Source organism: Streptomyces sp. WMMB303 (assembly GCF_029351045.1).
GTDB lineage: Bacteria > Actinomycetota > Actinomycetes > Streptomycetales > Streptomycetaceae > Streptomyces.
Genome location: NZ_JARKIN010000001.1, coordinates 3702945 through 3727914 on the forward strand (window position 1 = coordinate 3702945; position 24970 = coordinate 3727914).

Here is a 24970-nt window from a genome sequence, read left to right on the forward strand (position 1 = left end):
TGCGTTGCCGACCCTAGGAGTGGCGCAGGCCGCGGGACAGCGCACCGGAATTCTTCCTACCGGCCGTTCGAGTCGATCAAGCCAGGGTGTGCACCGTCGGCGGCGCGGCCGGGTCGCGCTCTGCCGGGTCGTGACGTCGTGTTCGGCACACGCCACCGGGAACGGGGGGCCGCCGGCCGCCCCCGCCTCGCGACGGGCACACGGCGCCGCGGGCGGGAAGGCGGCTACTCCGCCGACGGGCCACGGCGCTCCCACTGGGTGCGCAGCCGGCCCAGGTGAGCGCGCATGCAGGCCTGCGCCCCCGCAGCGTCGCGGGCCAGTACGAGATCGAGCAGCACCTCGTGCTCCTCGGCGGATTCGATGAGCTGGCCACTCTCGGCGAGACCGGCGAGGCCGTAGAGGCGGGAGTGGCTGCGCAGTTGGGCCACGGTCTCCACCAGGCGCCGGTTCCCGGCGAGTTCGAGCAGGGCCAGGTGGAAGCGGCGGTCGGCCTCCAGGAAGCCGACGAGATCGCCGGCGCGGGCGGCCGCGACTATCTCCTGTGCGACGGGGCGCAGTTCCTCCAGCCGGGCGGAGTCGGCGCCACGCGCCACCTCCCCGACGGTGGGCACCTCGATCAGCTCGCGGATCCCGATGTACTCGGCCAGATCGCGGCGCGACAGCTCGGTCACCCGGAAGCCCTTGTTGCGCACGGGCTCCACCATGCCCTCGCGTGTGAGGTCGAGCATGGCCTCGCGTACGGGTGTGGCCGAGACGCCGAACTCCGCGGCGAGCTGGGGGGCGGAGTACACCGTGCCGGGCCGCAGCCGACCGGCGACCAGCGCGGCACGCAGGGCCTGTGCGACGTGGTCGCGGATGCTGAGCCGGTCCGGCACGGCGGGCAGCCTCAGCGGGCGGTCTGCGGTCATGGGTGCGCTGCTCCTCGGCGTGCGGGGACGAGCGTGATCGTGCTGGTGATCGTGTCGAGTGTAGGGCGAGCGCCGCTCCGCCGGTCCGGCTCCGGGAATCCCGTCGCCGCACGGTCCTTCCCTCATGACATGTGATGTGTGAAATTGTACTGAGCCGATTCGACGTGCTCGCGTCAAATCAAGTGGCACGCGCCCCCATCGGATCGGACCGGTGAACACCCCCACAGGAGGCCTCAGATGCCCTGGCGAGGACGCAGAACGCGCAACCCGTTACGCAGCCACCTGATACGTGCCGTCGGCGCCGGAACCCTCGCGCTCGCCCTGGCCGCGGGCGCCGGACAGCCCGGCGGCACCCCGGCCCGCGCCGCAGTGCCCGAAGACTCCGTCCAGGAGGCCGCCCCGGCCCGGGACGGCGACCCCCGGGCGGTCCGCACCGGAGAGGAACCGGAGCACATCCAGGGCAGACGGCTCGAAGTGGCGGACCGCGCCCCGCTTCCGGCGTCCCATGACGGACTCCGCACGGACTACGACAGCCCCGCACCCCGGCCCCCTCGCGAACGGCCCTCCACCCGGTTCGCACCGCACAGCGGTCGAGCCGACACAGCCTGCTCCCCCGAAGACTTCGCGCGGACCGGGACGGCGCTCGTCGAGCGGATCGCCGCGGCCACGACGGACTGCGTCAACTCCCTCTTCGGCCTGACCGGACGCGACGCACACGGTGCCTTCCGCGAGGCGCAGATGGTGACCGCCGCGGACGCGCTGCGCAGCCGCTCGGCCTCCTATCCGGGAGACGGCAGCACCGGCATGCCGCAGATCGTGCTCTTCCTTCGGGCCGGCTACTACGTGCACTGGTACCACGAGCAGGACGTCGGCACCTACGGACCGGCGCTGAGCTCCGCGCTACGGGGCGGCCTGGACGCCTTCTTCGGCTCGCCTCGCTCGCACGACGTCACGGACGCCAACGGCGAGACCCTCTCCGAGGCGGTCACCCTCATCGACAGCGCGGAGGAGAACGCGCACTACCTCGACGTAGTCAAGCGGATGCTGACCGGCTACGACAGCTCCTACGACGACAGGTACTGGATGGTCAACGCCGTCAACAACGCCTACGGGGTGCTGTGGCGGGGCCACCAGATGCCCGACTTCGTCCGGGCCGTGCAGCGCGATCCGAGCGTCCTGTGGACCCTGCACGCCTTCGCCCGCGACCACCTCGGCCTGCTGAACGGGGAACGCTATTTCCTCACCTACAACGCGGGGCACGAACTGGGGCGGTTCCTCCAGCACGCGTCGCTGCGCGGCACCGTCCGCCCGCTGGTGAAAGACCTGCTGGAGGCCGGTGACATCACCGGCGACACCGCCGCGCTGTGGGTGGGTGTCGCGGAGACGGCGGACGCGTACGACAGGGACAGGTGCGCGTACTACGGGGTCTGCGACCTCAAGGGGAAGCTGACGAAGGCCGTACTCAAGGAGAGGAAGTCCTGCAGCGACAGCATCACCATAGTCGCCCAGGACATGAGCACCGAGGACTTCACGGCCGCCTGCGACAGTCTCGAGGGGCAGGACGCGTACTTCCATCGGGTCGCCCGGGACAGCGGGCCGGTCGCGGACGACCGGAACAGCAGCATCGAGGTCGTCGTCTTCGACTCCAGCCGCGACTACCGGATCTACGCGGGCGCCCTCTACGGCATCGACACCGACAACGGCGGCATGTATCTGGAGGGCGACCCGTCGGCGGTCGGCAACCTGCCCCGCTTCATCGCCTACGAGGCCGAGTGGCTGCGACCGGACTTCCGGATCTGGAACCTCAACCACGAGTACACGCACTATCTCGACGGCCGCTTCGACATGTACGGCGACTTCGCGGCCGGGACCTCCACTCCCACGGTCTGGTGGATCGAGGGCTTCGCGGAGTACGTGTCCTACTCCTACCGCCGCATCCGCTACGACGAGGCGATCGACCGGGCGGGCAGCAAGACCTACCCGCTGAGCACGCTCTTCGACACCACGTACGAGAACACCGACACCGACCGCACCTACCGCTGGGGGTACCTGGCTGTGCGGTACATGCTCGAGGCACACCCCGGAGCGGTGGACACCGTGCTGGCCTCCTACCGGACAGGCGACTGGAAGACCGCCCGCAGATACCTCGAGGAGACCATCGGCTCGCGGTACGACCAGGACTGGTACGCCTGGCTCGACGCCTGCGCGACAGGCGCCTGCACGGCCGGATAGCCGAACCGCCGCCGGGGGCCGGCGTCTCCGCGCCGGGCCCCGGCCCCACCGGTCCGGCCCCACCGGGGCCCGCCGAGGAGGGCCACGGAAGGCCGCGGCGGGCCCCGCCTCACTTCCGCTCCGCGCTCCCGGTGCGCACCGCGCCCGCGCTGGCTCCGATCACCAGCGCGACGGCCAGACACTGCACGGCCGTGAGTTCCTGGCCCAGCACCAGGAACCCCGCCAGTGCCGCGATCCCGGGAGCCAGGCTCATCAGCACCGCGAACGTCGCCGCAGGCAGCCGGCGCAGCGCCAGCAATTCCAGGGTGTAGGGCACTCCCGAGGACAGCAGCGCCACCGCCAGCCCGAGCGCCAGCACCTCCGGCTCCAGCAGCACACCACCCGCCGACCCGATCCCCAGCGGCAGGCTGACGAGCGCGGCCACCGCCATCGCCACGGCCAGCCCGTCCAGTCGCGGGAAGCGGGCCCCGGTCCGGGAGTTGAAGACGATGTACGCCGCCCACATGGCACCCGCACCCAGCGCGAAGGCGATGCCGGCCGGGTTCAGCGCGTCGAAACCGCTCCGGCCCAGCAGGAAGACTCCCGCGAGCGCCAGCCCCGCCCACACCAGACTCAGCGCCCTGCGCGCGGTGACGACGGACAGCGCGAGCGGGCCGAGCACCTCCAAGGTCACCGCCGGACCCAGCGGAATCCGGTCGACCGCCTGGTAGAAGAGGGTGTTCATACCGGCGAGCGCCAGCCCGAACGCGACGACCACGGCCCAGTCCGTCCGGCTGTGCCCGCGCAGTCGAGGGCGGCACACCACCAGCAGCAGTAGGGCCGCGAGCGTCACCCGCAGTGCCACCACGCCCAGCGCTCCGGCCCGCGGGAAGAGCAGGGCCGCGACAGCCGAACCGAACTGCACCGAGAACGCGCCGGCCAGCACCAGCCCGATGCCGCCGAGGCTGCCGACTCCGGCAGGCACGCGGGCGGATCCCGCCCCGCCCGCCGCGGCCGTGCCGAGCGCTGTCGCGGATCCGTCGCCCGCGGTCTCCACCCCGGAACCCGTATGTGTCATGCGGCTCACGCTACGCGCCGACCCCGATGCCGTGAAATGCCGAATGCTCTGCGGTTATGCTTCACAAGCATGACTATGGAGCTGCGCCATCTGCGGGCCTTCCTCGCCATCGCCGAAGAGGGCAGCATCACGCGTGCCGCCGCCAGGCTGCACACCGGCCAGCCAGCGCTCTCCCGGACACTGCGCCAACTGGAGAACCATCTCGGCGTGCGCCTGGTCGACCGCTCCACCCACCACCTCGACCTCACCGCGGCGGGCCGCACCTTCCGCGACCGCGCCGCCACCGCGCTGGCCGCCGCGGACGCGGCCTTCGACCCCCGTTCGATGGCCGCAGCCCGGCCGCTGCGCCTCGGACACCCGTGGGCCGCGCTCGGGAGCTGGACCGTCCCGCTGCTGCGCCGCTGGGACGAGGAGCACCCCGAGGTGCCGCTGGAGCTGCGCCGGATCGACGACCGGACGGCCGGACTCACCCGGGGCAAGGTCGACGCCGCACTGCTGCGGGGCCGGGTCGCCCCGCTGTCCGGCATGGTCACGGAGCTCCTGCTGGAGGAGGAGCGGGTGGCGGTGGTCCCCGAGGGCAGCGGCCTCGCGGAGTGCGACACGGTCACCCTGGCGGACCTCGCGACCTGGCCGATCGCGCTGAACACCGTCGCGGGCACCACCACCCTGGACCTGTGGCCCGCCGGCGCCCGGCCCGCGCGAACGCTGGAGGTGGCCAACACGGACGAGTGGCTGACCGTGATCGCCGCGGGCCGGGCCGTGGGCATCACGACCTCGGCGACCCCCGGACTGCACTCCCAGCCGGCGCTCGCCTACCGCCCGCTGACCGACGCGCCACCGGTCCCGCTGATGCTGGCCTGGCCCCGCGACGTACCGGCCCACCCGGCGATCCCCGCGCTGGTCGGCCTCGTCCGTGACGTGGTCGCGGGACGCTGACCGGAGCGGTCAGGGCAGCAGGGGGAAGTTGCTGCGGAAGAGGCGGTCCGGGTCGCGGTGGTGCTTGAGAGCGCGGATCCGGTCCAGTGCGGCCGGGGGCAGCGCCTTCTCGATCGCCTCCCCCGGAGCGAGAAACGACAGCGGCGCCCGTCCGCTGACGGGGAGAGCCTCCGCGAGCGCACGCTGCTTGGTGGTCACCGCCTCGGCGGCCACCGGATCGGTGGGGACGCCGAACAAGTAGAGCGCGTACGGCTCGGTCAGCGGTCCGTGCGGGCTCCCGGACGGTTGCGCGAGTGCGCCGCCCAGGTGTCTGACCTGGACACTCAGCAGCGGCGCCACCGGCTCGGCGAGGAACGCCCCGGCGGCCTGTTCATCCAGCGCGGTCAGGAGTTCACCACGGGAGAGTCCGGCACCGGGCTCGGTGGGCTCCGCGGTGATGGAGCCGAGCGCGGATACCGGCATGACGCTCCTGCTGTCCGACAGCGGCCGCGGCAGGCCGTCCAAGGGGCCGAGCAATCCCTTCGCTTCGCGCTCCGCACCGAGGTGTGTGGCGTCCACCGCAACCATGGGCGCGGCCCCGGGAAAGTGCAGCAGGTCGAACCAGAGCGTCAGCTCATCGGGAGCCGCAGCCGTGAGCTGTCGGTACACCTCGAGCACCGCGCCGGCGTGCTCGGCGGCCCACAGGACTCTGCCGCCGTACAGCTCCGGCGCGGGGTGCAGGGCGAGTTCGAGTGCCGTGACGACGGCCAGATCCCCGCCGCCGCCCCGCAGCCCCCAGAACAGGTCCGGATCGCTGTCGCCGGTGACTCGCCGCTGCTCCCCCTCGGCGTCCACGATGTCGAAGGCGGTGACACTGTCGGCGACCCAGCCGAACTTGCGGCCGAACCAGCTCAGTCCGCCGCCCAGCGCCACCCCGGCGACACTGACCACCGGGGAGCTGCCGGGCAGGCCGGTGAGTCCGTGGCGTGCGGCGGCGGCCTGGACCCTGCCGGAGGGCACGCCCGCTCCCACTCTGGGCCGGCGGCGGACCGGGTCGATCTCCAGGGCGTCCAGTCGGCCGGTGCGCAACAGGATGCAACCGGCTGTGCGTCCGGTGGCGCCGTGCCCGTTGGGCTGGGTGGCGATACCGGTGCCGGTGCTGCGGGCGTGGCGCACGAGTGCGGCCACGTCGTCGGCGTCGGCCGCCTCGACCACGGCAGCGACAGGCTGTTCGACGGCCAGGTTCCAGGGACGCCGGGCCTCGTCGAAGCCGGGGTCGTCCGGCAGTATGACCGGGCCTCGGACGGCGGTGCGCAGGGCGCGGTGATCGGCCGCCGCCCGGCACCGCGCGCGCGTGGGGAACACCGGAGGGCAGGGGGGCTCATGCTGGAGCGGTACGAGGTCGAGACACTGCTGGTGCTCGCCGAGGAGCTGCATTTCGGCGCTGCCGTGCAGACCGCCGCGCGGCGTGCGGACCACCTCGCCCATCGGGTGGTATCCGGCGCGCCACGTGGCGGCGGCACGTGAGCCGTCCCAGGCCACGGCGACCTGCCGGGCGCGGTCGGCGCGCGCCCGGCTGCCGCCGCCGTCGGGGCCGTCCCCGGCCTGCTGCCGGCCGCAGCCTGCGCCCGCGCCCAGCGCGGCGGCGCTCAGCATCGCCGCGGCGAGCAGACCGGCAGAGCGCGGCGAGCGCACCCGCATATGACCTCCCGGAGGAGCGGTGGGGCGGATCGCCCCATGGCGGCGGCGGGTTCCCGGCACCGTTGTGACGGCAGCCGCCCTTCGGCGGTTCCGGCGGCCGCAGCGGGCTATGCGGCGCGGTTCCGCCGGGCGCGGTGGGTGCGGACGAGGTCGGCGTAGCGGCGGCCGCTGGTCTTGACGGTCCGCCGTTGGGTGGCGTAGTCGACGTGGACGAGGCCGAAGCGCTGCGCGTACCCGTAGGCCCACTCGAAGTTGTCCAGCAGTGACCAGGCGAAGTATCCCCGCAGCGGAACGCCTTGGCGGACGGCGCGGGCGCAGGCGGCCAGGTGCTCTTCCAGGTAGCGGGTGCGCTCGGGGTCGTGTACCTGTCCGTCGGGGCCGACGATGTCCGGATAGGCGGCGCCGTTCTCGGTGACGTAGAGGCAGCGTGCCCCGTAGTCGTCCGTCATTCGGCGCAGGGTCTTCGTCAACCCCTCGGCGTGCACCTCCCAACCCATGCCGGTCACCCGTGCTCCGGCGGGCAGTTCGGCGGCCCGGGCCCGGGGGAAGGGACCGGTGGGGTCGTCGCGGAGCACGTTGCGGAAGTAGTAGTTGAGTCCGAGCCAGTCCAGCGGCTCGGCGACGGTCTCCGCGTCGCCGGGGCGCTGCGGCGGCTCCGTCCCGTACAGCTCGATCATGTCCTGCGGGTAGCCGCGGCCGTGCAGCGGATCCATCCACCAGCGGTTGACATGGCCGTCGGCGCGCCGTGCGGCCTCGGTGTCCGCCGCGCTGCCGGAGGCGGGTTCGCAGTGGGTGAGGTTGTTGACGATGCCCACCCGGGCGCCGGGCACCGCGGCGCGCAGCGCCTGGACGGCGAGTCCGTGTCCCAGGTGGAGGTGGAAGGAGGCGCGCACGGCGTCGGCGATGTCGGTGCGGCCGGGCGCCATCCGGCCTTCGTAGTGGCCGATCCAGGCCGAGCACAGCGGCTCGTTGAGGGTGCACCAGTGCTGGATGCGGTCTCCGAGCCGGTCGGCGACCACAGCCGTGTACTCGGCGAACCTCTCCGCGGTCTCCCGGACGGGCCAGCCGCCGCGGTCCTGGAGCGCCTGGGGCAGATCCCAGTGGTAGAGCGTGGGGAAAGGTGTGATGCCCGCCTCCAGCAGGGCGTCGGTGAGCCGGTCGTAGAAGGCCAGGCCCGGCTGGTTGACGGTGCCGCCGCCGTCCGGCAGGACGCGGGGCCAGGCGAGGGAGAACCGGTAGGCGTCCAGGCCCAGTTCGGCCAGCAGGCCGAGGTCCTCGCGCCAGCGGTGATAGTGGTCGCAGGCCACATCCCCGGTGTCGCCGCCGTCGACCCTGCCCGGGGTGTGGCTGAAGGTGTCCCAGATGGAGGGCTTGCGGCCGTCCTCGGCGACGGCGCCCTCCACCTGGTAGGCGGCGGTGGCGGCGCCCCACCGGAAGTCGTCGGGGAGGGCGTCGAGGTGCGCTGCGGGCGTCTCGGGCACAGAGGTCCTTTCGGGCGCGCCGGGCCGGGGTTGCGGCGGCCGGGCGGTGTGGTCGGTCACTTGACGGCGCCGGCGGTCAGTCCGGCGACGAGGTAGCGCTGCAGGAGGAGGAACCCGGCGACGACGGGCACGCTGACGACCAGCGAGGCGGCCATGACCTGGTTCCAGTAGACCTCGGTCCGGGTGGCGTACCCCTGGAGTCCGATGGAGAGCGTGCGGGTCGCGTCGTTGGTCATCACCGAGGCGAACAGCACCTCTCCCCAGGCGGTCATGAACGAGTAGACGGTGACGGCGATGATGCCGGGCACGGCAGCGGGGATGAGGACGCGGAAGAGCGCGCCCAGCGGCCCGCAGCCGTCCACCAGGGCGGCCTCGTCCAGGTCCCGGGGGATGGAGGCGAAGTAGCCGGCCAGCATCCAGATGGACAGCGGCAGGGTGAAGGTCATGTAGGTGAGGATCAGCGCGCCACGGGAGCCGTAGAGGGCCAGCCCGGTGGCGTTGCCGACGTTGACGAACAGCAGGAAGAGCGGGAGCAGGAACAGGATGCCGGGGAACATCTGGGTGGAGAGCACCGTGACGGTGAAGACCTGCCGGCCGCGGAACCGGTAGCGGCTGACGGCGTAGGCGGCGAAGACCGCGACCACCACGGAACAGGCCGTCGCGGAGGCGGAGACGATCAGTGAGTTGAGGAAGTAGCGGCCCAGCGGCACGGTGCGCCAGATGTCCCGGTACGGCTCCAGCGTCAGTTCGGCCGGAATCCAGCGGAAGGTGCCGGAGACCTCTTCGAGGGGCTTGAGCGAGCTGCTGACCATGACGTACAGCGGGGTCGCGGTGAAGACCGCCAGCAGGGTCAGCACGATGCGGCGGGTCCACACGAAGGACCTCGGCAGGGCCGTCGGGCTGCGGCGCGGGGCAGCGGCGCCGGACGCCTGGTGCGCGGTGGCCGTGTCAGACATCGGCTGATCCCCTCCCCCGGCTGGTCAGCAGCAGGTAGCCGGCCGTCACCAGCAGCAGGAACAGCAGCAGCAGCACGGACATCGCCGAGCCGGCGCCGAAGTCCCAGGTGACGAAGGACGACTGGTAGATGTGCAGCGAGACCAGGTCGGCGGACTGCGGAGCGGACTTGCCGAACAGCACGAACGGCACGTTGAAGTCGTTGAAGGTCCACAGGAACAGCACCAGCACCAGCACCTGGTTGACGGGACGCAGCGCGGGCAGGGTGATGTGCCGGATCTGCCGCCACATTCCGGCGCCGTCGAGCGCGGACGCCTCGTAGAGGTCGGCGGAGACGTTCTGCAGCGCCGCGGTGAGCAGCAGGAAGGCGAACGGCCAGGTGCGCCAGACCGCCACGAGCAGCAGCGCGACGAAGCTGTTGTCGCCGACCAGCCAGAAGGGCTTGCCGTCGGTGAGTCCGAGCTGGTCGTGGAGGACGTGGTTGAGCAGTCCGTTGTCGTGCTGGAGCAGGAAGGACCAGGTGATGACAGCCGCGTACACGGGCAGCGCGTACGGGGTGAGGAAGAGGGCGCGCAGCAGGCCCCGGCCCCGGAAGGCGTCCTGCATCAGGATCGCCGCGGTCACTCCCAGCAGCCAGGAGAGACCGACTGCCAGGACGGTGAAGCCGCAGGTGACGGCGAACGAGCGCAGCAGCGCCTCGCCGACCGGCGCGTCGACGTCCACGGCGACCCGGAAGTTGTCCAGTCCGGCCCAGGGCGCCGCGCTCCAGTCGCTGATGTACTCCTGGGTCAGGTCCTTGAAGGCCATCACGATGCCGGTGGCCATCGGCACCAGGTGGATGAGCAGTTCCAGCGCGAGCGCCGGGAGCAGCAGCAGATAGGGCAGTCCCGCGCTGCGGACCCGGTCGCGCAGCGGGGAGCCGGCTGCCGGACGCCGGGTCCCGGACGGGGCCGGCGCTCCGGGGGCTGCCGACCGGCGCCCAGGAGCAGGTGCCGGGGTCCGGTCCGCAGCCGTCCGGGTGGGGCCGCGGGCGGTGTCGCCCGCAGCCGGTGCCGGGGTGCGGGGAGCGGAGTGCGCGGTCACGGCCGGGTCACTTCCCCATCTGCTGCTGGGCTTTGGTGAGGGCCTCGCGCACGGTCTTCTCAGTGACCGGACGGCCCGCGGCGGCGTCCGCGAAGAGCCGTTTGACCGCTGTGCCCACCAGGGTCTCGAACTTCGACTCGTCCGGTACCTGGGGCAGCGGTGCGGCGCTGGAGGAGAGCACGGAGCGCAGCACGGCCTCGTCCTTGTCCCGCGGCTCGGCCTGCTGGGCCTCGAGCACCGGTGAGACGGAGCCGTAGGCGTCGGTGAGGATGCGCTGCTCCTTCGTGGAGGTCATGAAGGAGACGAACTTCATGGCGCCGTCGAGGTTGTCGGTGTGGTTGAAGACGCCGATGTTGATTCCCCCGACCATGGAGTTGACCTTGGTCTTGCCGCCGGAGGCTGTCGCGTCCTGCCGGTCCTGGAAGGGGACCGGTGCGATGCCGTACTCGTCCGGCTTCATCCCGTGCGCCAGCAGTGAGGTGCGGGCCGCCTGCCACAGCAGCATTCCGGCCTTGCCGGTGGCGAAGTCCTTCACCGACTGGTTCTGCGCGTACTCCGCGTTGCCCTTGGCCGCGATGCCGTCCTCGGCCAGGAAGTCCACGTACTGCTTGACGGCTTTGACGTTGCCGGGCTGGTCGAAGGTGGGGCGGCCGTTCTCGTCGAAGAAGTCGGCACCGTGCTGTTTGCCGAGGACGAACGCGTGGTGGGCGTTCTCCACCGGGTTGCCGCCCTCGACGGCGAGTCCGTGGCGGCCGCCGCGGCTGAGCTTCTTCCCGTCGGCGACGAGTTCGTCCCAGGTGACCGGCGGGCCGTCGATCCCCGCCTGCCGGAACATCTTCTTGTTCCAGTAGAGCGCGTAGGTCAGCGAGTACAGCGGCACGGCGGCAGGGGGCTTGCCCTCGGCGCCCGTCGCGGCCAGTGCCGCCTTGCTGAACCGGTCGGCACCGCCGACGTCGGCCATGCGCGCGTCGTCGAACGGGAGCAGCGCCTTGCTCTTCTGCAGCGAGGAGGACCAGGTGTTGCCGATGTTGAGGACGTCGGGGCCCTGCCCGGAGGAGGCGGCGGCCAGGATCCGGTCCAGGAGGTTGGACCAGGGCACGACCTCCAGCTTGACCTTGATGCCGGTCTGCTTCTCGAACTTCTTCAGCTCCGGGGCCAGGACCTTCTTGTCGGCTTCGATACTCGAACCCTGGTTGGTGGCCCAGTAGGTGAGTTCGCCGGGCTTGTCGTTGCTGCCCCCGCTCTTCGTTGCCGAACCGCCTCCGCAGCCGGAAGCGGCGGCGGTCAGGGCGGTGACGAGCGCGGCTGCTGCCGCGGTACGGAATCTGCGCATGGCGGACAGTCCTCCGGGAGGTGAGGAGGCGAGCGTTGAACACCTGAAGACAGCTCGCACTTTTCTTGGATCGTGAGTTAAGTGGTGGAAGAAGGGGTCGTCAAGACGTCGCGCAGGGGTAGATTGCGCGCGGGAAGGGAGTCACATGCGCCAGGAGAACCGGCGGACAGTGCGTGATCTGCGCCGCACCAACCGCTCCAGAACGCTGCGCCATCTGTACTTCGAAGGTCCCATGAGCCGCCAGGAGTTGGTACCGGCCACCGGCTTGAGCTCCGCGTCGGTCAGCAACGTCACCGCCGAACTGCTCGGCGAGGGCCTGCTGGAGGAGGCGGGTTCCGCCGAGTCCGAGGGCGGTCGGCCGCGCACCCTGCTGCGGGTGGCACCGGGGGCCGGGACCCTGATCGGCGTGGACGTGGGCGAGACCCGAGTACGCGTTGAACTCTTCAACCTCGCGCTGGACGAACACGCTCGTGCCGAATACCCCCTGCACGACGGCGGCCACCAGGCCGCGCACGTGGTGCGGCTGATCGCGGACGGTCTCGCCGCGGTACGGGAGAGCGCCGCGGGCTCGATGCCGCCGAAGCCGCTGGGACCGACACTCGGCGTGGGTGTCGGTGTGCCCGGCATCGTCGAACGCGGCGCGGCGGGCGGCGCTGTGGTGCACGGGCAGACGGTGGGCTGGGACGCGGTTCCGCTGGAGGAGCTGCTGCGCACCGAGGCGGAACTGCCCGACGAGGTCCCGCTGCTGGTGTCGAACGGCGCCAAGACCCTCGGCCAGGCCGAGATGTGGTTCGGCGCCGGGCGGGGCGCGCGGGACGCGGTGGTGGCCCTCCTCGGCTCAGGAGTGGGCGCGGGAGTCATCACCGAGGGCGGCGCCTACGGCCCCGGCTTCCGTGGAGCGGCCGAATGGGGACACACCACGCTCCGCGCGGGCGGCCGCGCCTGCCGTTGCGGAGCGGCCGGGTGCCTGGAGGCGTATGTGGGAGCGGCCGCCGTGCTGGAGCGCTGGCGCGAGGCCGGAGGCAGCCCGCAGGGCGACCAGGAGGCGGGGCTGGCGCAACTGCTGGCGGCGGGCGACGACGCGGCCGAGGCGGTGCTGGCCGAGACCGCCGAGCACCTGGGCGCCGGCATCGCCAACCTCGTCAACCTCTTCAGCCCGGAACGTATCGTGCTGGCCGGCTGGGCCGGCCTCCTGCTGGGCGCCCGGCTGCTGCCCGCCGTGCGCGCGGCGGCCCGGGAGCGCGCGCTGGCCCATCCCGCGGGGCGCACGACGATCGAGCTGGGCAAACTGGGGCCGGACGCCGTCACGGTGGGAGCGGCGACCCTGCCGCTGGCCCGCTTCCTGGAGACCGGAGGACGTCCGGTCGGCTCCCCCGCGCAGGGCTCACCGCCCCGTGCCCCCGGCACGGCGCGTACGGTCTGAGACCCCGAGCTGCCGCACCGCACCCCTTCGGGCCCGGCACGGAAGGAGTCTTTCGTCCGGCCGTCGTGTTCCCGGGCCCCGCCGCGGCGGGGCCCGGGAGCGGGCTCATCCCGGCGTCGGCCGCGCCGAGCCCGGCGTCACGCCTTGACCTGCATGCTCTCCCGTGCCGGGTTGCCCTGCTGCGCGGCCTTCGGATCCTTCTCGTGCCGCTTGGCGCGCACCCCCTCCTCGATGCGGGCGCCGACCCCGGCGTCGATGTTGCGCCAGTACTGGAACGCCCGCCGCAGCACGGGCTCGGTGACGCCGTTGAGCAGGTGCCCCACCACGTTGTCCACCAGGCGGTCCCGGGCGGCGTCGTCCATGACCTCGCGGACCAGGGTGCCCGCCTGGCCCCAGTCGTCGTCCTCGGGGTGCGAGACGTACGCCGCCCGGGTGATCTCACCGTCCGCGTACCAGCTCGGCGGTGTGCCGTGCCGGTCGGTGTCGGCCGCCGGGCCGCCCTTGGAGTTGGGCGCGTACACCGGGTCGGTGGTCAGCCGGTAGGCCATCGCCCCGTCCTTGGAGTAGGTGTGCGCGGGGACGACCGGGGCGTTGACGGGAAGCTGCTGGTAGTTGCCGCCGAGGCGGTGGCGGTGCGCGTCCGCGTAGGAGAACAGCCGGGCCAGCAGCATCCGGTCCGGGCTCGGCCCGATGCCGGGCACCAGGTTGTTGGGCTGGAAGGCGGCCTGCTCGATCTGGGCGTGGTTGTCGGTCGGGTTGCGGTCCAGCGTCATCCTGCCGACCTCGATCAGCGGGTAGTCGCCATGTGGCCACACCTTGGTCAGGTCGAAGGGATTGAACCGGTAGTCCGCCGCCTCCTGGTAGGGCATCACCTGCACGTACATGGTCCAGCTCGGGTACTGCCCGTCCCGGATGTGTTCGAACAGATCGCGGGTGTGGTAATCGGTGTCGGCCGCGGCCATCTGGTCTCCCTCGTGCTGAGTGAAGAACTCGATGCCCTGGTCGGTCTTGAACTGGTACTTGACCCAGAAGCGCTCCCCCGAGGCATTGATCCACATGTAGGTGTGCGAGGTGTAGCCGTTCATGTGCCGCCAGCTGCGGGGGATCCCGCGGTCCCCCATCAGCCAGGTGACCTGGTGGGCGGACTCGGGAGAGAGGGTCCAGAAGTCCCACTGCATGTCGTGGTCGCGCAGGTTGTTGTCGGCGCGGCGCTTCTGGGACCGGATGAAGTGCTGGAACTTCATCGGGTCCTTGACGAAGAAGACCGGCGTGTTGTTGCCGACCATGTCGTAGTTGCCTTCGCTGGTGTAGAACTTCACCGCGAAGCCCCGCGGGTCCCGCCAGGTGTCGGGGCTGCCCCGCTCGCCGGCCACGGTGGAGAACCGCGTCACCAGCTCGGTCCTGGCACCGGGCTGGAAGAGGGCCGCCTTGGTGTAGGCGGTGACGTCGCCGGTCACCTCGAAGTGCCCGAACGCTCCGCTGCCCTTGGCGTGCGGCTGGCGCTCGGGGATCCGCTCCCGGTTGAACTGCGCCATCTGCTCGATCAGGTAGGCGTCCTGGAGCAGGACCGGCCCCCCGGGTCCGACGGTGAGGGAATGCTCGTCGCTTTCGACGGGGATGCCGGCATCCGTCGTCGTCGGCATGCGGTCCGCTTCCGCCATCGCTTCTGACTCCTTCTCGTCGCGGGCGCCCGCCGTCGCGCGGGCGCTGGTTTCACCACTGGAACGCAGCGAGGGCACCGGCCCCGGCAGCGGCGCGCCGGTGGACGGCGCCGCCGCTGCCGGCACTCCCCTCGCAGCGGACCGGTTGCCGGGCCGGTCCGACGGCCCGGCAGGTTTCCGTCTCCACCGGTGAAGTCGGAGGGTGCACTTCGGCCGGTGCGGCACCGCTCCGGGACGGGTCCGGTATCCGCGCGGCACCTCACCCGCCGTCGGATACGGACGGTGCCTGCGGGCTGCCGGGCGGCGCCGCCCGGCAGCCCGCAGCTCCACGTGCCGCGGCCGGGCCGGGCCGGGGCGGTGCCCGAGCCGTTCCGTGCGCCGTGCCGTACCGAAGTCATGTCATTTGACTGGGTGGCCCTTTTCGAGCTCGGCAAACGCGGTGCTTCGCCGGATCACCCGGTCGGCAGGGCCGATGAGCGCGGAATTCGCTCCACCGTCCGAGCGGTGCCCCCGCCATGCTTCCCGCGGGGTGCCGGACCGGGACCGGTGGCACGGCAAGGATGATCGGAACCATGCTGCTCGAATTGCTGTCCGTCGCCGCCCTGGCCGTGGTGCTGGTGTGCGCCGTCGGCCGCCCCTACGGCCGGTCGGAGGTGACGTTCGCAGCGCCTGCGGCCGTACTGGTGATCGTCGTCGGCGCGATCCCGCTGGCGGACGTACGCGAGGAGGCCGCCCGGCTCGGGCCGGTGATCGGCTTCCTGGCCGCGGTGCTCGTCCTCGCGAAACTCTGCGACGACGAGGGGCTCTTCCACGCCTGCGGCACCTGGATGGCCCGCTGGGCCCGGGAGCGCCCGCGACGGCTGCTGGGGGCGGTCTTCGCGCTCGCCTCGGTGGTGACCGCCGCTCTCAGTCTGGACGCCACCGTGGTGCTGCTGACGCCGGTGGTGTTCGCCACCGCGGCCCGCATGGGGGCCCGGCCGCGGCCGCACCTGTACGCGAGCGCCCACCTGTCGAACACCGCCTCGCTGCTGCTGCCGGTGTCCAATCTGACGAACCTGCTCGCGTTCACCGCGACGGGCCTGGACTTCACCCACTTCGCCCTGCTGATGCTGCTGCCGTGGCTGGCCGCCGTCACCGTCGAGTACGCCGTCTTCCGCCGCTTCTTCGCCGCGGACCTCGAGGCTCCCCCCGGGCCGGCCGAGAGCGCGGAGGCGCCGGAACTGCCGCTGTTCGCGCTGGTGACGGTGGCCGCGACGCTGGCCGGATTCGGCGCTGCCTCCGCGCTCGGCATCGGCCCGGTATGGGCGGCGGCAGCCGGCGCCGCCGTGCTGGCCGTCCGGGCCCTGGTCCGCCGCCGCACCACTCCGGCGGAGATCGTACGTGCGGCCGCCGTGCCGTTCCTCGCCTTCGTGCTCGCGCTGGGTGTGGTCGTGCGGGCCGTGGTCGACAACGGTCTCGGCGACGCGCTCGACACAGTGCTGCCCACCGGGACGACGCTGCCCGCGCTGCTCGGCACCGCTGCCCTCGCGGCGGTGCTCGCCAACCTGATCAACAATCTGCCCGCCGCACTCGTCCTGGTCCCCCTGGCGGCCTCCTCCGGTCCCGGTGCGGTGCTGGCCGTCCTGCTGGGCGTCAACATCGGCCCGAACCTGACCTATGCGGGCTCACTCGCGACGCTGCTGTGGCGGCGGATCGCCCACCAGTACGAGCACAGTGTCGAACTGTCGGTCTTCACCCGTCTCGGCCTGCTCACGGTGCCGTCCGCCCTGCTGGCCGCCACGCCGGCCCTGTGGGCGTCGCTCGCGGTCTTCGGCGGCTGAGCCGGCAAGAGCCCCTGCGGGGGGCGCCCCCACCGCCTCATCCGCGGGGCGCCGCCGGAGGCAGGTCGGCGGGCGCCTCCGGCAGGCCCTCGCGCGGTGGCGCCGGGAGGTCCGGGGAGGCTTCCGGTGCCGCGGGGATGTCCTGTTCGGCCCAGATGAGCTTGCCGGCCTCGGTGTACCGCGTGCCCCACCGGCGGCTGAGCTGGGCGACGAGGAAGAGACCGCGCCCGCCCTCGTCGGTGGTCCGGGGGTGGCGCAGCCGCGGAGAGGTGCTGCTGCTGTCGGTGACCTCGCAGACGAGGACGGTGTGCCGGATCAGCCGCAACCGGATCGGTCCGGCACCGTGCCGGATGGCGTTGGTCACCAGTTCACTGGCCATCAGCTCCGTGGTCAGGATCAGCCCTTCCAGGCCCCAGTCCCGGAGCCGGTCCGCGACCAGGGAGCGGGCCCGTGCGACGACGGCGGGTTCGGCGGGCAGTTCCCAGGAGACGACGTGGTCGGCGGTGAGCGCATGGGTGCGGGCGAGGAGCAGAGCCGCGTCGTCGGACGGCGGCACCGGCAGCAGGCTGTCGATCACGACGGAGCTCAAGCTCTCCAACGGCTGCTCCGGATGCGCCAGCACCTCCTCGAGCCGGCTCAGTCCGGCGTCGATGTCCGGGCCGCACTCGCCGACCAGCCCGTCGGTGTAGAGGGCGACGAGACTGCCGGCGGGGAGTTCCAGTTCGGCGGATTCGAAGGGCAGCCCGCCCAGACCCAGGGGCGGCCCCGCCGGGAGATCGGCGAAGGCGACGGTGCCGTCCGGGCGGACCACGGCGGGCGGCGGGTGGCCGGCCCGCGCCATCGTGCAGCGCCGGGTCACCGGATCGTAGACGGCGTACAGGCAGGTGGCACCCAGGACGGTGATCGCGCTCGGCTCCGAGCGGGCCTCCTCCTCCGTGAGGCGCATGACCAGATCGTCGAGGCGGGCGAGCAGCTCGTCGGGGGGCAGTTCCATGTCGGCGAGGGTGTGCACGGCCGTCCGCAGCCGGCCCATGGTCGCCGCCGCGTTGATGCCGTGCCCCACGACGTCACCGACGATGAGGGCCACCCTGGCCCCCGACAGAGGGATGACGTCGAACCAGTCGCCTCCCACTCCGTCGTGCGCGCCGGAGGGAAGGTAGCGCCAAGCGACCTCGACGGCGGTGCCGCCCCGCAGCGCGTGCGGCAGCAGGCTGCGCTGGAGGGTGAGTGCCGCGGTGTGCTCGCGGGTGTAGCGGCGGGCGTTGTCCACGCACAGCGCGGCCCTGGAGACCAGGTCCTCGGCGAGGAGCAGGTCGTCCTCCTCGAAGGGGACCGGGTACCGGGAGCGGACGAACGATGCGACACCCATGATGGTGCCGCGCGCCCGTACCGGGACGGCGATCAGCGAGTGCATGCCGTACTGGCGGATCTTCTCGACCCGTTCGGGGTCCCGGTTGAGCCAGCCACCGCCGTTGTCGTCCAGGTCCCGGTCGATCAGGGCCTCGCCGGACCGGAAGGCGCGGGCGAACGGAGACGCGGGGTCCACGGTGGTCCGGGCGCCCCGCCCCACCACCGACTCGGGGGTTCCGGCGGTGACCGACCGCAGTCCGGCCCGCCGGAACGCGGGCAGGCTCTCGCGCGGGTCCGGCGTGGGCTCCTCACCCCGCAGCACCGATTCCACCAAATCGACCGTGACGAAGTCCGCGAAGCGCGGAACGGCGAAGTCGGCCAGTTCCTGGGCCGTGTGCTCCACGTCGAGCGTGCTGCCGATCCGGGTGCCCGCCTCGTTGATCAGGGTGAGGCGCTCGCGCGCCCGCCATCTCTCGGTGACGTCCATGACCATGTAGCACAGGCCGATCGCGTCGCCGTCCGCGTCGTCGAGCCGGAAGAAGGACGTGGAGTAGGCGTGCTCCCGATGGGGATCGGCGGGGGTCCATCCCCGGTACTCGTAGTCGATCACGGGGGCGCCGGTCGCCAGCACCCGCCGCATCTGCGCCTCCAGCGCGCGGGTGTCCAGGCCCGGCAGGGTGTCGGCCAGGCGGCGGCCCAGGCGCTCCACCCGGGGTACGCCGCCCAGCCGCTCCAGCTCGTCATTGATCCACACGTATCGCAGGTCGGGGCTGAGGACGGCCATGCTCAGCGGCGAGCGGGTCAGGAACGCCTCCAGCACCGGTCCGCCCAGCACCCACGAGGGCGCCCTGCCCAGGTCGACGACCGCGGCCAGCCAGGACTTCCGGCCGTCCGGGCCGGACAGCGGGCAGACCCGCAGCCCCACTTCCACCGGACGGCCGCTGCGGTGCAGCAGCGTCGTCAGGCCGGTCCAACTGCCCCGGGCGCGGCTGTGCCCGGCCGCTTCCGCCGCTCGGGAGACGTCCTCGGAGGAGGTCAGCAGGGCCGCGGCGGAGCGGCCCACCACATCGGCGGCCGGCCGGCCGAGCAGGGCCTCGGCCGCCGGGGTCCAGCCGGTCACGGTGCCGTGGGTGTCGATCACCGCCATGGCGGGGTCGGCCACTTCGCGCGGTCGGAGCGGCTCGGTCGGAAGGTCTCTCTCGGAAGCCATGGCCGCCTCTCCTGGCGGGTCTCCTGGTCTCGGTCCACGAGTCGTGCGCGGTGCCCGCACCGGACTCACCCCGCCGGGTCCGGTGCGGGCCCGGGCCCGGCGGCCCGAGCGGGCCCGGGTGCCGGGAAGGTCCCGGGGACGTCGCCTGCGGCGGGGCCGGAATCGAGGGTGCCGACGGAGGCCCGCGGGTGTCTGACACCGTCCCACTCATGCACGAATGTTACATTTCCACCCCATTTATATAGGGTTTTTCTTCTCCTGATGTGTGCTGTGGAGGCGCGAAATGTCCACGGATGACCAGGCCCTCGCCCGGCGCGGGACCGTCCTGGAGGAGCGCGGGCCCGGGCCGGTCAGGGTCGCGCTTCCGGTCAACGGCACCGAATGCGCGGTCGAGATCGAACCACGGGTCAGCCTGCTCGACGCGCTGCGCGAGCATCTGCAGTTGACGGGTGCGAAGAAGGGCTGCGACCAGGGCACCTGCGGAGCCTGCACGGTGTGGGTCGACCGGCGCCGGGTGCTCTCCTGCCTGACCCTCGCCGTCACCTGCGAGGGCCGCGAGGTGACGACGATCGAGGGGCTGGCCGAGGACGGCGCGCTGCACGGGATGCAGCAGGCGTTCATCGCCGAGGACGCCTTCCAGTGCGGGTACTGCACCCCGGGGCAGATCATGTCCGCCGTGGCTCTCCTCGAGGAGGGCCGGACCGGCGACGAGGAGATCAAAGAGGGGATGAGCGGCAACCTCTGCCGCTGCGCCGCCTACCCGAACATCCGGGCGGCGATCCGCGCCGTCCGCGACCGAGCCTAGGGAGCCGTGCCGTGCGCCCCATCACCTACTCCCGGGCGACCGACCCGCAGAACGCGGTCGCCACCGTCAGCGCCGACCCCACCTGCGACTACCTGGCCGGCGGCACCACCGAGATCGATCTGCTGCGGCAGTACGTGCTGCAACCGCGCAGGCTCGTCGACATCAACGATCTGCCGCTCGCCGGGATCGCGGCCACTCCGGAAGGGGGCCTGCGCATCGGCGCCACCACCCGGATGAGCGACATCGCCGCCGCCCCGGCGGTCCGGGAGCGCTTCCCGGTGCTCTCCGAGGCGCTGGAGAAGGGCGCGTCCCCGCAGTTGCGTCACATGGCGTCGCTGGGCGGGAACCTGCTGCAGCGGGTCCGCTGCTCCTACTTCCGCGACCCCCAGGCGCCCTGCAACAAGCGCGAACCGGACACCGGCTGCTCGGCTCTGACCGGCCACAGCCGCGACCACGCCGTACTGGGCACCAGCGAGCACTGCATCGCCGCCCACCCCTCGGACGCGGCCGTCGCCCTGACGGCCCTCGACGCCTCGGTGCACACCCTGGGTCCCGACGGTGAACGGACCTACCCGATGGACGACTTCTTCCTGCTGCCCGGCGACTCCCCGCACCGCGAGCACCCGATGGCCCACGGGGAGCTGATCACCGCCGTCGAGGTGCCGGGCACTCCGGTGGCCCGCCGGTCGCTGTACCTGAAGGTGCGGGACCGCGCGTCGTACGACTTCGCGCTCGTCTCCGTCGCGGCAGCGCTGTCGGTGGTGGACGGCAGGATCGCGGACGTACGGGTGGCGCTCGGGGGTGCGGCCACCAAACCGTGGCGGGCCAGACGGGTCGAGGACTTCCTGGTCGGCGAGGTGGCGGAGCGGCGCGCCTTCGCGCAGGCCGCCCAGGTGGAACTGGCCGAGGCGCGGCCGACCCCCATGAACGCCTTCAAGGTCGAACTCGCCCAGCGGGCGCTCGTCCGCGCCCTCGGCACACTCGCCGAGGGCACCGGCCCCGGAGACGGGGGCCTGGCATGACCGCGACCGCGAGCACGGCGACGGCCGTCGGGCAGGACCTGGCACGCCTGGACGGCCGGCCCAAGGTCACCGGCAGCGCCCGCTACTCCACCGAGGTACCGGCCCCGGGCGCGGCCCACGCCTGCCTGGTGGGCTCCCGGATCGCCGCGGGACGGGTGCCGGCCATCGACGCGGAGGCCGCCCGCGCCGAGAAGGGTGTGCTGGCCGTCCTCACCCATGAGAACCTTCCCGAGATCGCCGAACAGCCGCCCCTCGTGCCCTCCCTGGCCGGCACCGCGGCCCCCGGGCAGACGTTCTTCCCGATGCAGGACGACACCGTCCACTACGCGGGCCAGCACATCGCCCTGGTCGTCGCCGACACCTGGGAGCGTGCGCAGCACGCGGCCCACCTGCTGCGGATCTCCTACGAGGAGACTCCCGCGACGGTCACCTTCGAACAGGGCCGCGACCAGGCGTATGTGCCGGAGCGGATCTTCGGCGGCTGGCTGCCGGGGCGGATCTCCCGCGGGGACGCCGCCGCCGGGCTGGCCGGTGCCGAGCTGCGGGTGGACTCCACGTTCACGTTCGCGGCCAACCATCACCATCCTCTGGAGCCGGCGTGCACCACCGCCTGGTGGGAGGGGGACGAACTCGTCCTCCACGACTCGACCCAGGGGGTGAACGCCACCCAGATCACCGTTGCCCGGCTGCTGGGCATCCCCCGCTCGAGGATCCGCGTGATCGGCCACTACGTGGGCGGCAGCTTCGGCTCCAAGGCGATGATCCACGCCCATCCGGCACTGGCCGCGCTGGCCGCCCGGGCCGTCGGCCGACCGGTCAGACTCGCGCTCACCCGCGAGCAGATGTTCACCTCCGTCGGACACCGCGAGGAGCAGGAGCAGCACATCGGTCTCGGGGCGACCCGGGAGGGGCGACTGACCGCGATCCGGCACCACAAGCTCTCGCCCACCTCGCACTTCGACGACTGGGCCGAGCCCTCGATCGGGGTCTCCGCGCAGCTCTACGCCTGCCCCCACTTCGACGGCGTCTACCGCCTCTTCCGGGCCAACACCATGACCCCGACCTTCATGCGGGCGCCGGGCGAGGCCAGCGGGTTGTTCGCGCTCGAGTGCGCGATGGACGAACTCGCCCACGAGCTGGAGCTTGACCCTGTGGAGCTGCGGCTGCGCAACCACGCCGACGTCAGCCCGATGACGGGGCGGCCCTGGTCCAGCAGCGGACTGCGGGAGTGCTATCGGCGGGGCGCGGAGCGCTTCGGCTGGCAGGAGCGCGATCCGCGGCCGGGGGTACGGCGCGAGGGCGACTGGCTGATCGGCACCGGGATGGCCGCGGCCGGGTACCCCGTCGCCCCGCCACCCACCCCGCAACGCGCCCGTGCCCGCCTCTACGACGACGGCACCGCTGTCGTGCAGGCCGCCACACCCGAGTTCGGCACGGGCGTGGTCACGGCCATGACGCAGGTCGCCGCCGACGCCCTCGGAATGCCGGTGGACCGCTGCCGGTTCGAGGGCGGGGACACCGCACTGCCCGACATCGCGGCCGCGGTCGGCTCCTCGGGTGCCGGCATGATCAGCGCCGCGGTGCACAGTGCCGGAACCACCCTGCGGGAGCAGCTCGTCGCCCTGGCGGTCGCCGACCGCGGTTCGCCGCTGCACGGCCGGGACCCGGCCGAGGTCGCCGTACGGGACGGTGTCCTGCGGGCCGGCAGCGCCGCCGAGTCGTACGCCGACCTGCTGCGGCGCACCGCCCGGCCGGACGCGGAGGCCACGGGGTCGTGGCAGCCGGACAGCGGGGTGCCGTACGCGATGATGACGTTCGGCGCCCAGTTCGCCGAGGTCGCCGTCGACCCGGAGCTGGGCCTGGTCCGGGTGCGCCGGATGACGGGCGCCTTCGCCCCCGGCCGGGTGCTCAACCCCCGCACGGCGCGGGGCCAGTTGATGAGCGGCATGCTGTGGGGGCTGGGCCAGGCGCTGCTGGAGTCCAACCGTATGCGGCCCGGCACCGGTCGGTGGACCCACGCGAGCCTGGGCTCCTATCTCGTCGCCGTCAATGCCGACGCGCCCGAGGTCGAGGTCGAGCTGGTGGAAGTCGAGGACGCCGTCGTCAATCCGCTCGGGGTCAAGGGCGTCGGCGAGATCGGCCAGGTGGGTGCGGCGGCCGCCATCGCCAACGCCGTCCATCACGCGACCGGGCGCCGTGTGCGTCAACTGCCGATCACCGTCGAGGCGCTGCTGTGACCCGGGCCGGCGCGAGGCGCCCGTCGTGGACCTCGGCGAGCCGGTCGACGGCGGACAGGTGGGCCCGGTCGTGGGTGACCAGGACGGTGGCCGCGCCCTGCCGGCGGGTGAGCCGCACGAGCAGATCGACGACCGCGGCGCCCCGCTCGTGGTCGAGGGCGCTGGTGGGTTCGTCGACCAGCAGAACGGTGGGGTCGTTCATCAGGGCTCGGGCGATGTTGACGCGCTGACGCTGACCGCCGGAGAGCTGGTGGGGACGCCGGTCGGCCTGCCCGGTCAGGCCGACGGACGCCAGCAGCTCCAGGGCGCGGGGGCGCGCGCCGGCCGCCGACCGCCCGCCGAGCTGTGCCATGACCTGGAGCTGCTCGGCGGCGGTGAGCGAGGCCGGCAGATTGGGCTGCTGGAAGACGATGCCGATCCGTGCCCGGCGCAGCGCGGCCAGTTCCCGGCGGCTCATGCCGGTGGTGTCGACGCCGTCGACCGTCACCGTGCCCGAGTCGGGTCTGATGAGGGTGGCGGCCACGGCGAGCAGACTCGACTTGCCGGAGCCGGAGGGCCCGACGACGGCGGTGACGCTCCCCGCGGGCACCTGGAGACTGACGCCCTCCAGCGCGGTCAGCACGCCGTCGCCGTCCGGGTAGGTGAGGGTGATGTCGGTCAACTCGAGGCTCATCGGGCACTCCCCAGTGCTGTCAGCGGGTCCACGGAGGTGATGCGGCGGACGGAGAGGGCGGCCCCGAGCGTACCGAGCAGGACGGTGACGGCGGCGGGGGCCAGGACGGTGGCGGGGGTGAGCAGGAACGGCACCGCGGAGCCGGCCAGCCCCGCGCCGACACCGGCGGCGAGAGCCGTGCCGAGCACGGTGCCACCGGCCAGCAGCAGCAGGGCCTGGCCGAGGGCGTCCCGCAGCAGGCGCGCGGTGGAGGCGCCCAGCGCCTTGAGGATGGCGATGTCGCCGCTGCGCTGGATGGTCCACACCGTGAAGAAGGCGCCGATGACCAGCGCCGAGATGGCGTACAGGAAGCCGCGCATCAGCTGCAGGGAGCCGTTCTCGGAGGTGTAGGAGCCGATCGCGGACAACGAGTCGTCCTTGGTCAGCGTCCGGGTGCCCGCCGCGCGGTCGGTGACCGGGATGTCGGCCCCGGCCGCGGTGCGCAGAGCGAGCACGGTCGCCGCGGGGCCGTCGGATCCGGCTGCGGCGGGCAGCGCGATCCGCTGCCAGGCGCGCAGGCTGGTGAAGACCACCGGGGTGTGGCTGAAGGAGGCGTCACCGGCGACGGCGGCCGCGGTCAGCTGCCGCCCTGCCAGGGAGAAGCGGTCGCCGACGCGGACGCCGAGAGCGTCGGCGGCGCCCTCCGAGAGCACCGCGGAGTTCCCGTCGATCCGGTGGCTGTCCGGGGCCAGCTCGGAGCCGGGACGCACTCCGAACATCGAGACCGGGGAGCTGCGGCTTCCGGAGGTGGCTCTGGTGGTGCGGATACCGAGGGGCTCCGCACGTGCGACGCCGGGCGCGTCGGCCCAGGTGCGCCACTGGCGGCGGGTGACGGTGGAGTCGGCGTAGGAGGGATCCTCTCCGGCGCCGGGCGCGTCGAAGGCGATCCGGTCGGCGGGGAGCCCGGTGATCGCGGAGGTGTTCTGCCGGCCGAGACCCGCGGTCAGGCCGGAGAGCAGCCCGACCAGCAGCGTGAGAAGCACGATGACGGTTCCCATGAGGATGAACCGCCCCTTGGCGAACTTGAGGTCCCTCCAGGCGACGAACACTGCTGCGGCCTGCTTTC

The 24970-nt window shown here is 72.6% G+C and carries 18 protein-coding genes; 7 read left to right on the forward strand and 11 right to left on the reverse strand.

Annotated features, from left to right (window positions below; genetic code table 11):
- Window positions 1–224: 224 nt before the first annotated feature.
- Window positions 225–908 carry a GntR family transcriptional regulator gene (locus P2424_RS16485; protein WP_276476486.1) on the reverse strand — a complete coding sequence of 228 codons (684 nt, stop codon included), beginning with the start codon at window positions 906–908 and terminating at the stop codon, window positions 225–227.
- A gap of 237 nt (window positions 909–1145) precedes the next feature.
- Here P2424_RS16485 and P2424_RS16490 point away from each other — a divergent pair, with 237 nt between their 5' ends.
- Window positions 1146–3140 carry a collagenase gene (locus P2424_RS16490; RefSeq protein ID WP_276476487.1) on the forward strand — a complete coding sequence of 665 codons (1995 nt, stop codon included), beginning with the start codon at window positions 1146–1148 and terminating at the stop codon, window positions 3138–3140.
- Window positions 3141–3249: 109 nt separating this feature from the next.
- Here P2424_RS16490 and P2424_RS16495 read toward each other — a convergent pair whose 3' ends face one another.
- Window positions 3250–4197 (reverse strand): EamA family transporter, encoded by a 948-nt coding sequence (locus tag P2424_RS16495; RefSeq protein WP_276476488.1) that lies wholly within the window; start codon window positions 4195–4197, stop codon window positions 3250–3252.
- A 69-nt stretch (window positions 4198–4266) separates the two neighbouring features.
- Here P2424_RS16495 and P2424_RS16500 point away from each other — a divergent pair, with 69 nt between their 5' ends.
- Entirely contained in the window at window positions 4267–5133 is an 867-nt protein-coding gene (locus P2424_RS16500) for a LysR family transcriptional regulator (RefSeq protein ID WP_276476489.1), read from the forward strand.
- Window positions 5134–5142: 9 nt separating this feature from the next.
- On the opposite strand, the gene P2424_RS16505 is transcribed toward P2424_RS16500, so the two are convergent.
- From P2424_RS16505 to P2424_RS16525, 5 genes are all read right to left on the reverse strand, one after another.
- Entirely contained in the window at window positions 5143–6813 is a 1671-nt protein-coding gene (locus tag P2424_RS16505; protein WP_276476490.1) for an FAD-binding oxidoreductase, read from the reverse strand.
- Window positions 6814–6920: 107 nt separating this feature from the next.
- Entirely contained in the window at window positions 6921–8294 is a 1374-nt protein-coding gene (locus P2424_RS16510; RefSeq protein WP_276476491.1) for a GH1 family beta-glucosidase, read from the reverse strand.
- A gap of 56 nt (window positions 8295–8350) precedes the next feature.
- The gene (locus P2424_RS16515) at window positions 8351–9250 is read right to left on the reverse strand and encodes a carbohydrate ABC transporter permease (protein ID WP_276476492.1); all 900 of its coding nucleotides are present in this window, start codon (window positions 9248–9250) and stop codon (window positions 8351–8353) included.
- On the reverse strand, window positions 9243–10331 hold the full coding sequence (locus P2424_RS16520; RefSeq protein WP_276476493.1) for an ABC transporter permease subunit: 1089 nt from the start codon (window positions 10329–10331) through the stop codon (window positions 9243–9245). The genes P2424_RS16515 and P2424_RS16520 overlap by 8 nt, the downstream gene beginning before the upstream one ends.
- A 7-nt stretch (window positions 10332–10338) precedes the next feature.
- Complete coding sequence (locus P2424_RS16525; protein ID WP_276476494.1) at window positions 10339–11664, reverse strand: sugar ABC transporter substrate-binding protein; 1326 nt, start codon at window positions 11662–11664, stop codon at window positions 10339–10341.
- A 145-nt stretch (window positions 11665–11809) separates the two neighbouring features.
- On the opposite strand from P2424_RS16525, the gene P2424_RS16530 reads away from it, so the two are divergent.
- Entirely contained in the window at window positions 11810–13087 is a 1278-nt protein-coding gene (locus tag P2424_RS16530) for an ROK family protein (RefSeq protein ID WP_276476495.1), read from the forward strand.
- Window positions 13088–13224: 137 nt separating this feature from the next.
- Here the strand turns inward: P2424_RS16530 and P2424_RS16535 are convergent, their stop codons facing one another.
- Window positions 13225–14748, reverse strand: a complete 1524-nt coding sequence (locus tag P2424_RS16535) for a catalase (RefSeq protein ID WP_276476496.1) — start codon at window positions 14746–14748, stop codon at window positions 13225–13227.
- Between the two features lie 572 nt (window positions 14749–15320).
- On the opposite strand from P2424_RS16535, the gene P2424_RS16540 reads away from it, so the two are divergent.
- Window positions 15321–16568 (forward strand): SLC13 family permease, encoded by a 1248-nt coding sequence (locus P2424_RS16540; RefSeq protein ID WP_276476497.1) that lies wholly within the window; start codon window positions 15321–15323, stop codon window positions 16566–16568.
- A gap of 37 nt (window positions 16569–16605) precedes the next feature.
- Here P2424_RS16540 and P2424_RS16545 read toward each other — a convergent pair whose 3' ends face one another.
- Window positions 16606–19128 carry a SpoIIE family protein phosphatase gene (locus P2424_RS16545; RefSeq protein WP_276476498.1) on the reverse strand — a complete coding sequence of 841 codons (2523 nt, stop codon included), beginning with the start codon at window positions 19126–19128 and terminating at the stop codon, window positions 16606–16608.
- Between the two features lie 283 nt (window positions 19129–19411).
- Here P2424_RS16545 and P2424_RS16550 point away from each other — a divergent pair, with 283 nt between their 5' ends.
- Genes P2424_RS16550 through P2424_RS16560 form a run of 3 tightly spaced genes read left to right on the forward strand, consistent with a single transcriptional unit; the run spans window position 19412 to window position 23192 of the window.
- Entirely contained in the window at window positions 19412–19933 is a 522-nt protein-coding gene (locus P2424_RS16550) for a (2Fe-2S)-binding protein (RefSeq protein ID WP_276476499.1), read from the forward strand.
- An 11-nt stretch (window positions 19934–19944) separates the two neighbouring features.
- Window positions 19945–20955, forward strand: coding sequence for a xanthine dehydrogenase family protein subunit M (locus tag P2424_RS16555; RefSeq protein WP_276476500.1), 1011 nt, complete (start codon window positions 19945–19947; stop codon window positions 20953–20955).
- On the forward strand, window positions 20952–23192 hold the full coding sequence (locus P2424_RS16560; protein ID WP_276476501.1) for a xanthine dehydrogenase family protein molybdopterin-binding subunit: 2241 nt from the start codon (window positions 20952–20954) through the stop codon (window positions 23190–23192). The genes P2424_RS16555 and P2424_RS16560 overlap by 4 nt, the downstream gene beginning before the upstream one ends.
- Here P2424_RS16560 and P2424_RS16565 read toward each other — a convergent pair.
- Both P2424_RS16565 and P2424_RS16570 read right to left on the reverse strand, forming a co-directional pair.
- Entirely contained in the window at window positions 23170–23865 is a 696-nt protein-coding gene (locus P2424_RS16565) for an ABC transporter ATP-binding protein (protein ID WP_276476502.1), read from the reverse strand. The genes P2424_RS16560 and P2424_RS16565 overlap by 23 nt on opposite strands.
- Complete coding sequence (locus tag P2424_RS16570; RefSeq protein ID WP_276476503.1) at window positions 23862–24953, reverse strand: ABC transporter permease; 1092 nt, start codon at window positions 24951–24953, stop codon at window positions 23862–23864. The genes P2424_RS16565 and P2424_RS16570 overlap by 4 nt, the downstream gene beginning before the upstream one ends.
- Window positions 24954–24970 lie beyond the last annotated feature (17 nt).

Coding starts and splice junctions, on each gene's coding strand:
- P2424_RS16485 (WP_276476486.1), bottom strand. CDS start 908: ATGACCGCAGACCGCCCGCTGAGGCTGCCCGCCGTGCCGGACCGGCTC.
- P2424_RS16490 (WP_276476487.1), top strand. CDS start 1,146: ATGCCCTGGCGAGGACGCAGAACGCGCAACCCGTTACGCAGCCACCTG.
- P2424_RS16495 (WP_276476488.1), bottom strand. CDS start 4,197: ATGACACATACGGGTTCCGGGGTGGAGACCGCGGGCGACGGATCCGCG.
- P2424_RS16500 (WP_276476489.1), top strand. CDS start 4,267: ATGACTATGGAGCTGCGCCATCTGCGGGCCTTCCTCGCCATCGCCGAA.
- P2424_RS16505 (WP_276476490.1), bottom strand. CDS start 6,813: ATGCGGGTGCGCTCGCCGCGCTCTGCCGGTCTGCTCGCCGCGGCGATG.
- P2424_RS16515 (WP_276476492.1), bottom strand. CDS start 9,250: ATGTCTGACACGGCCACCGCGCACCAGGCGTCCGGCGCCGCTGCCCCG.
- P2424_RS16525 (WP_276476494.1), bottom strand. CDS start 11,664: ATGCGCAGATTCCGTACCGCGGCAGCAGCCGCGCTCGTCACCGCCCTG.
- P2424_RS16530 (WP_276476495.1), top strand. CDS start 11,810: ATGCGCCAGGAGAACCGGCGGACAGTGCGTGATCTGCGCCGCACCAAC.
- P2424_RS16535 (WP_276476496.1), bottom strand. CDS start 14,748: ATGGCGGAAGCGGACCGCATGCCGACGACGACGGATGCCGGCATCCCC.
- P2424_RS16540 (WP_276476497.1), top strand. CDS start 15,321: ATGCTGCTCGAATTGCTGTCCGTCGCCGCCCTGGCCGTGGTGCTGGTG.
- P2424_RS16545 (WP_276476498.1), bottom strand. CDS start 19,128: ATGGCTTCCGAGAGAGACCTTCCGACCGAGCCGCTCCGACCGCGCGAA.
- P2424_RS16550 (WP_276476499.1), top strand. CDS start 19,412: ATGTCCACGGATGACCAGGCCCTCGCCCGGCGCGGGACCGTCCTGGAG.
- P2424_RS16560 (WP_276476501.1), top strand. CDS start 20,952: ATGACCGCGACCGCGAGCACGGCGACGGCCGTCGGGCAGGACCTGGCA.
- P2424_RS16565 (WP_276476502.1), bottom strand. CDS start 23,865: ATGAGCCTCGAGTTGACCGACATCACCCTCACCTACCCGGACGGCGAC.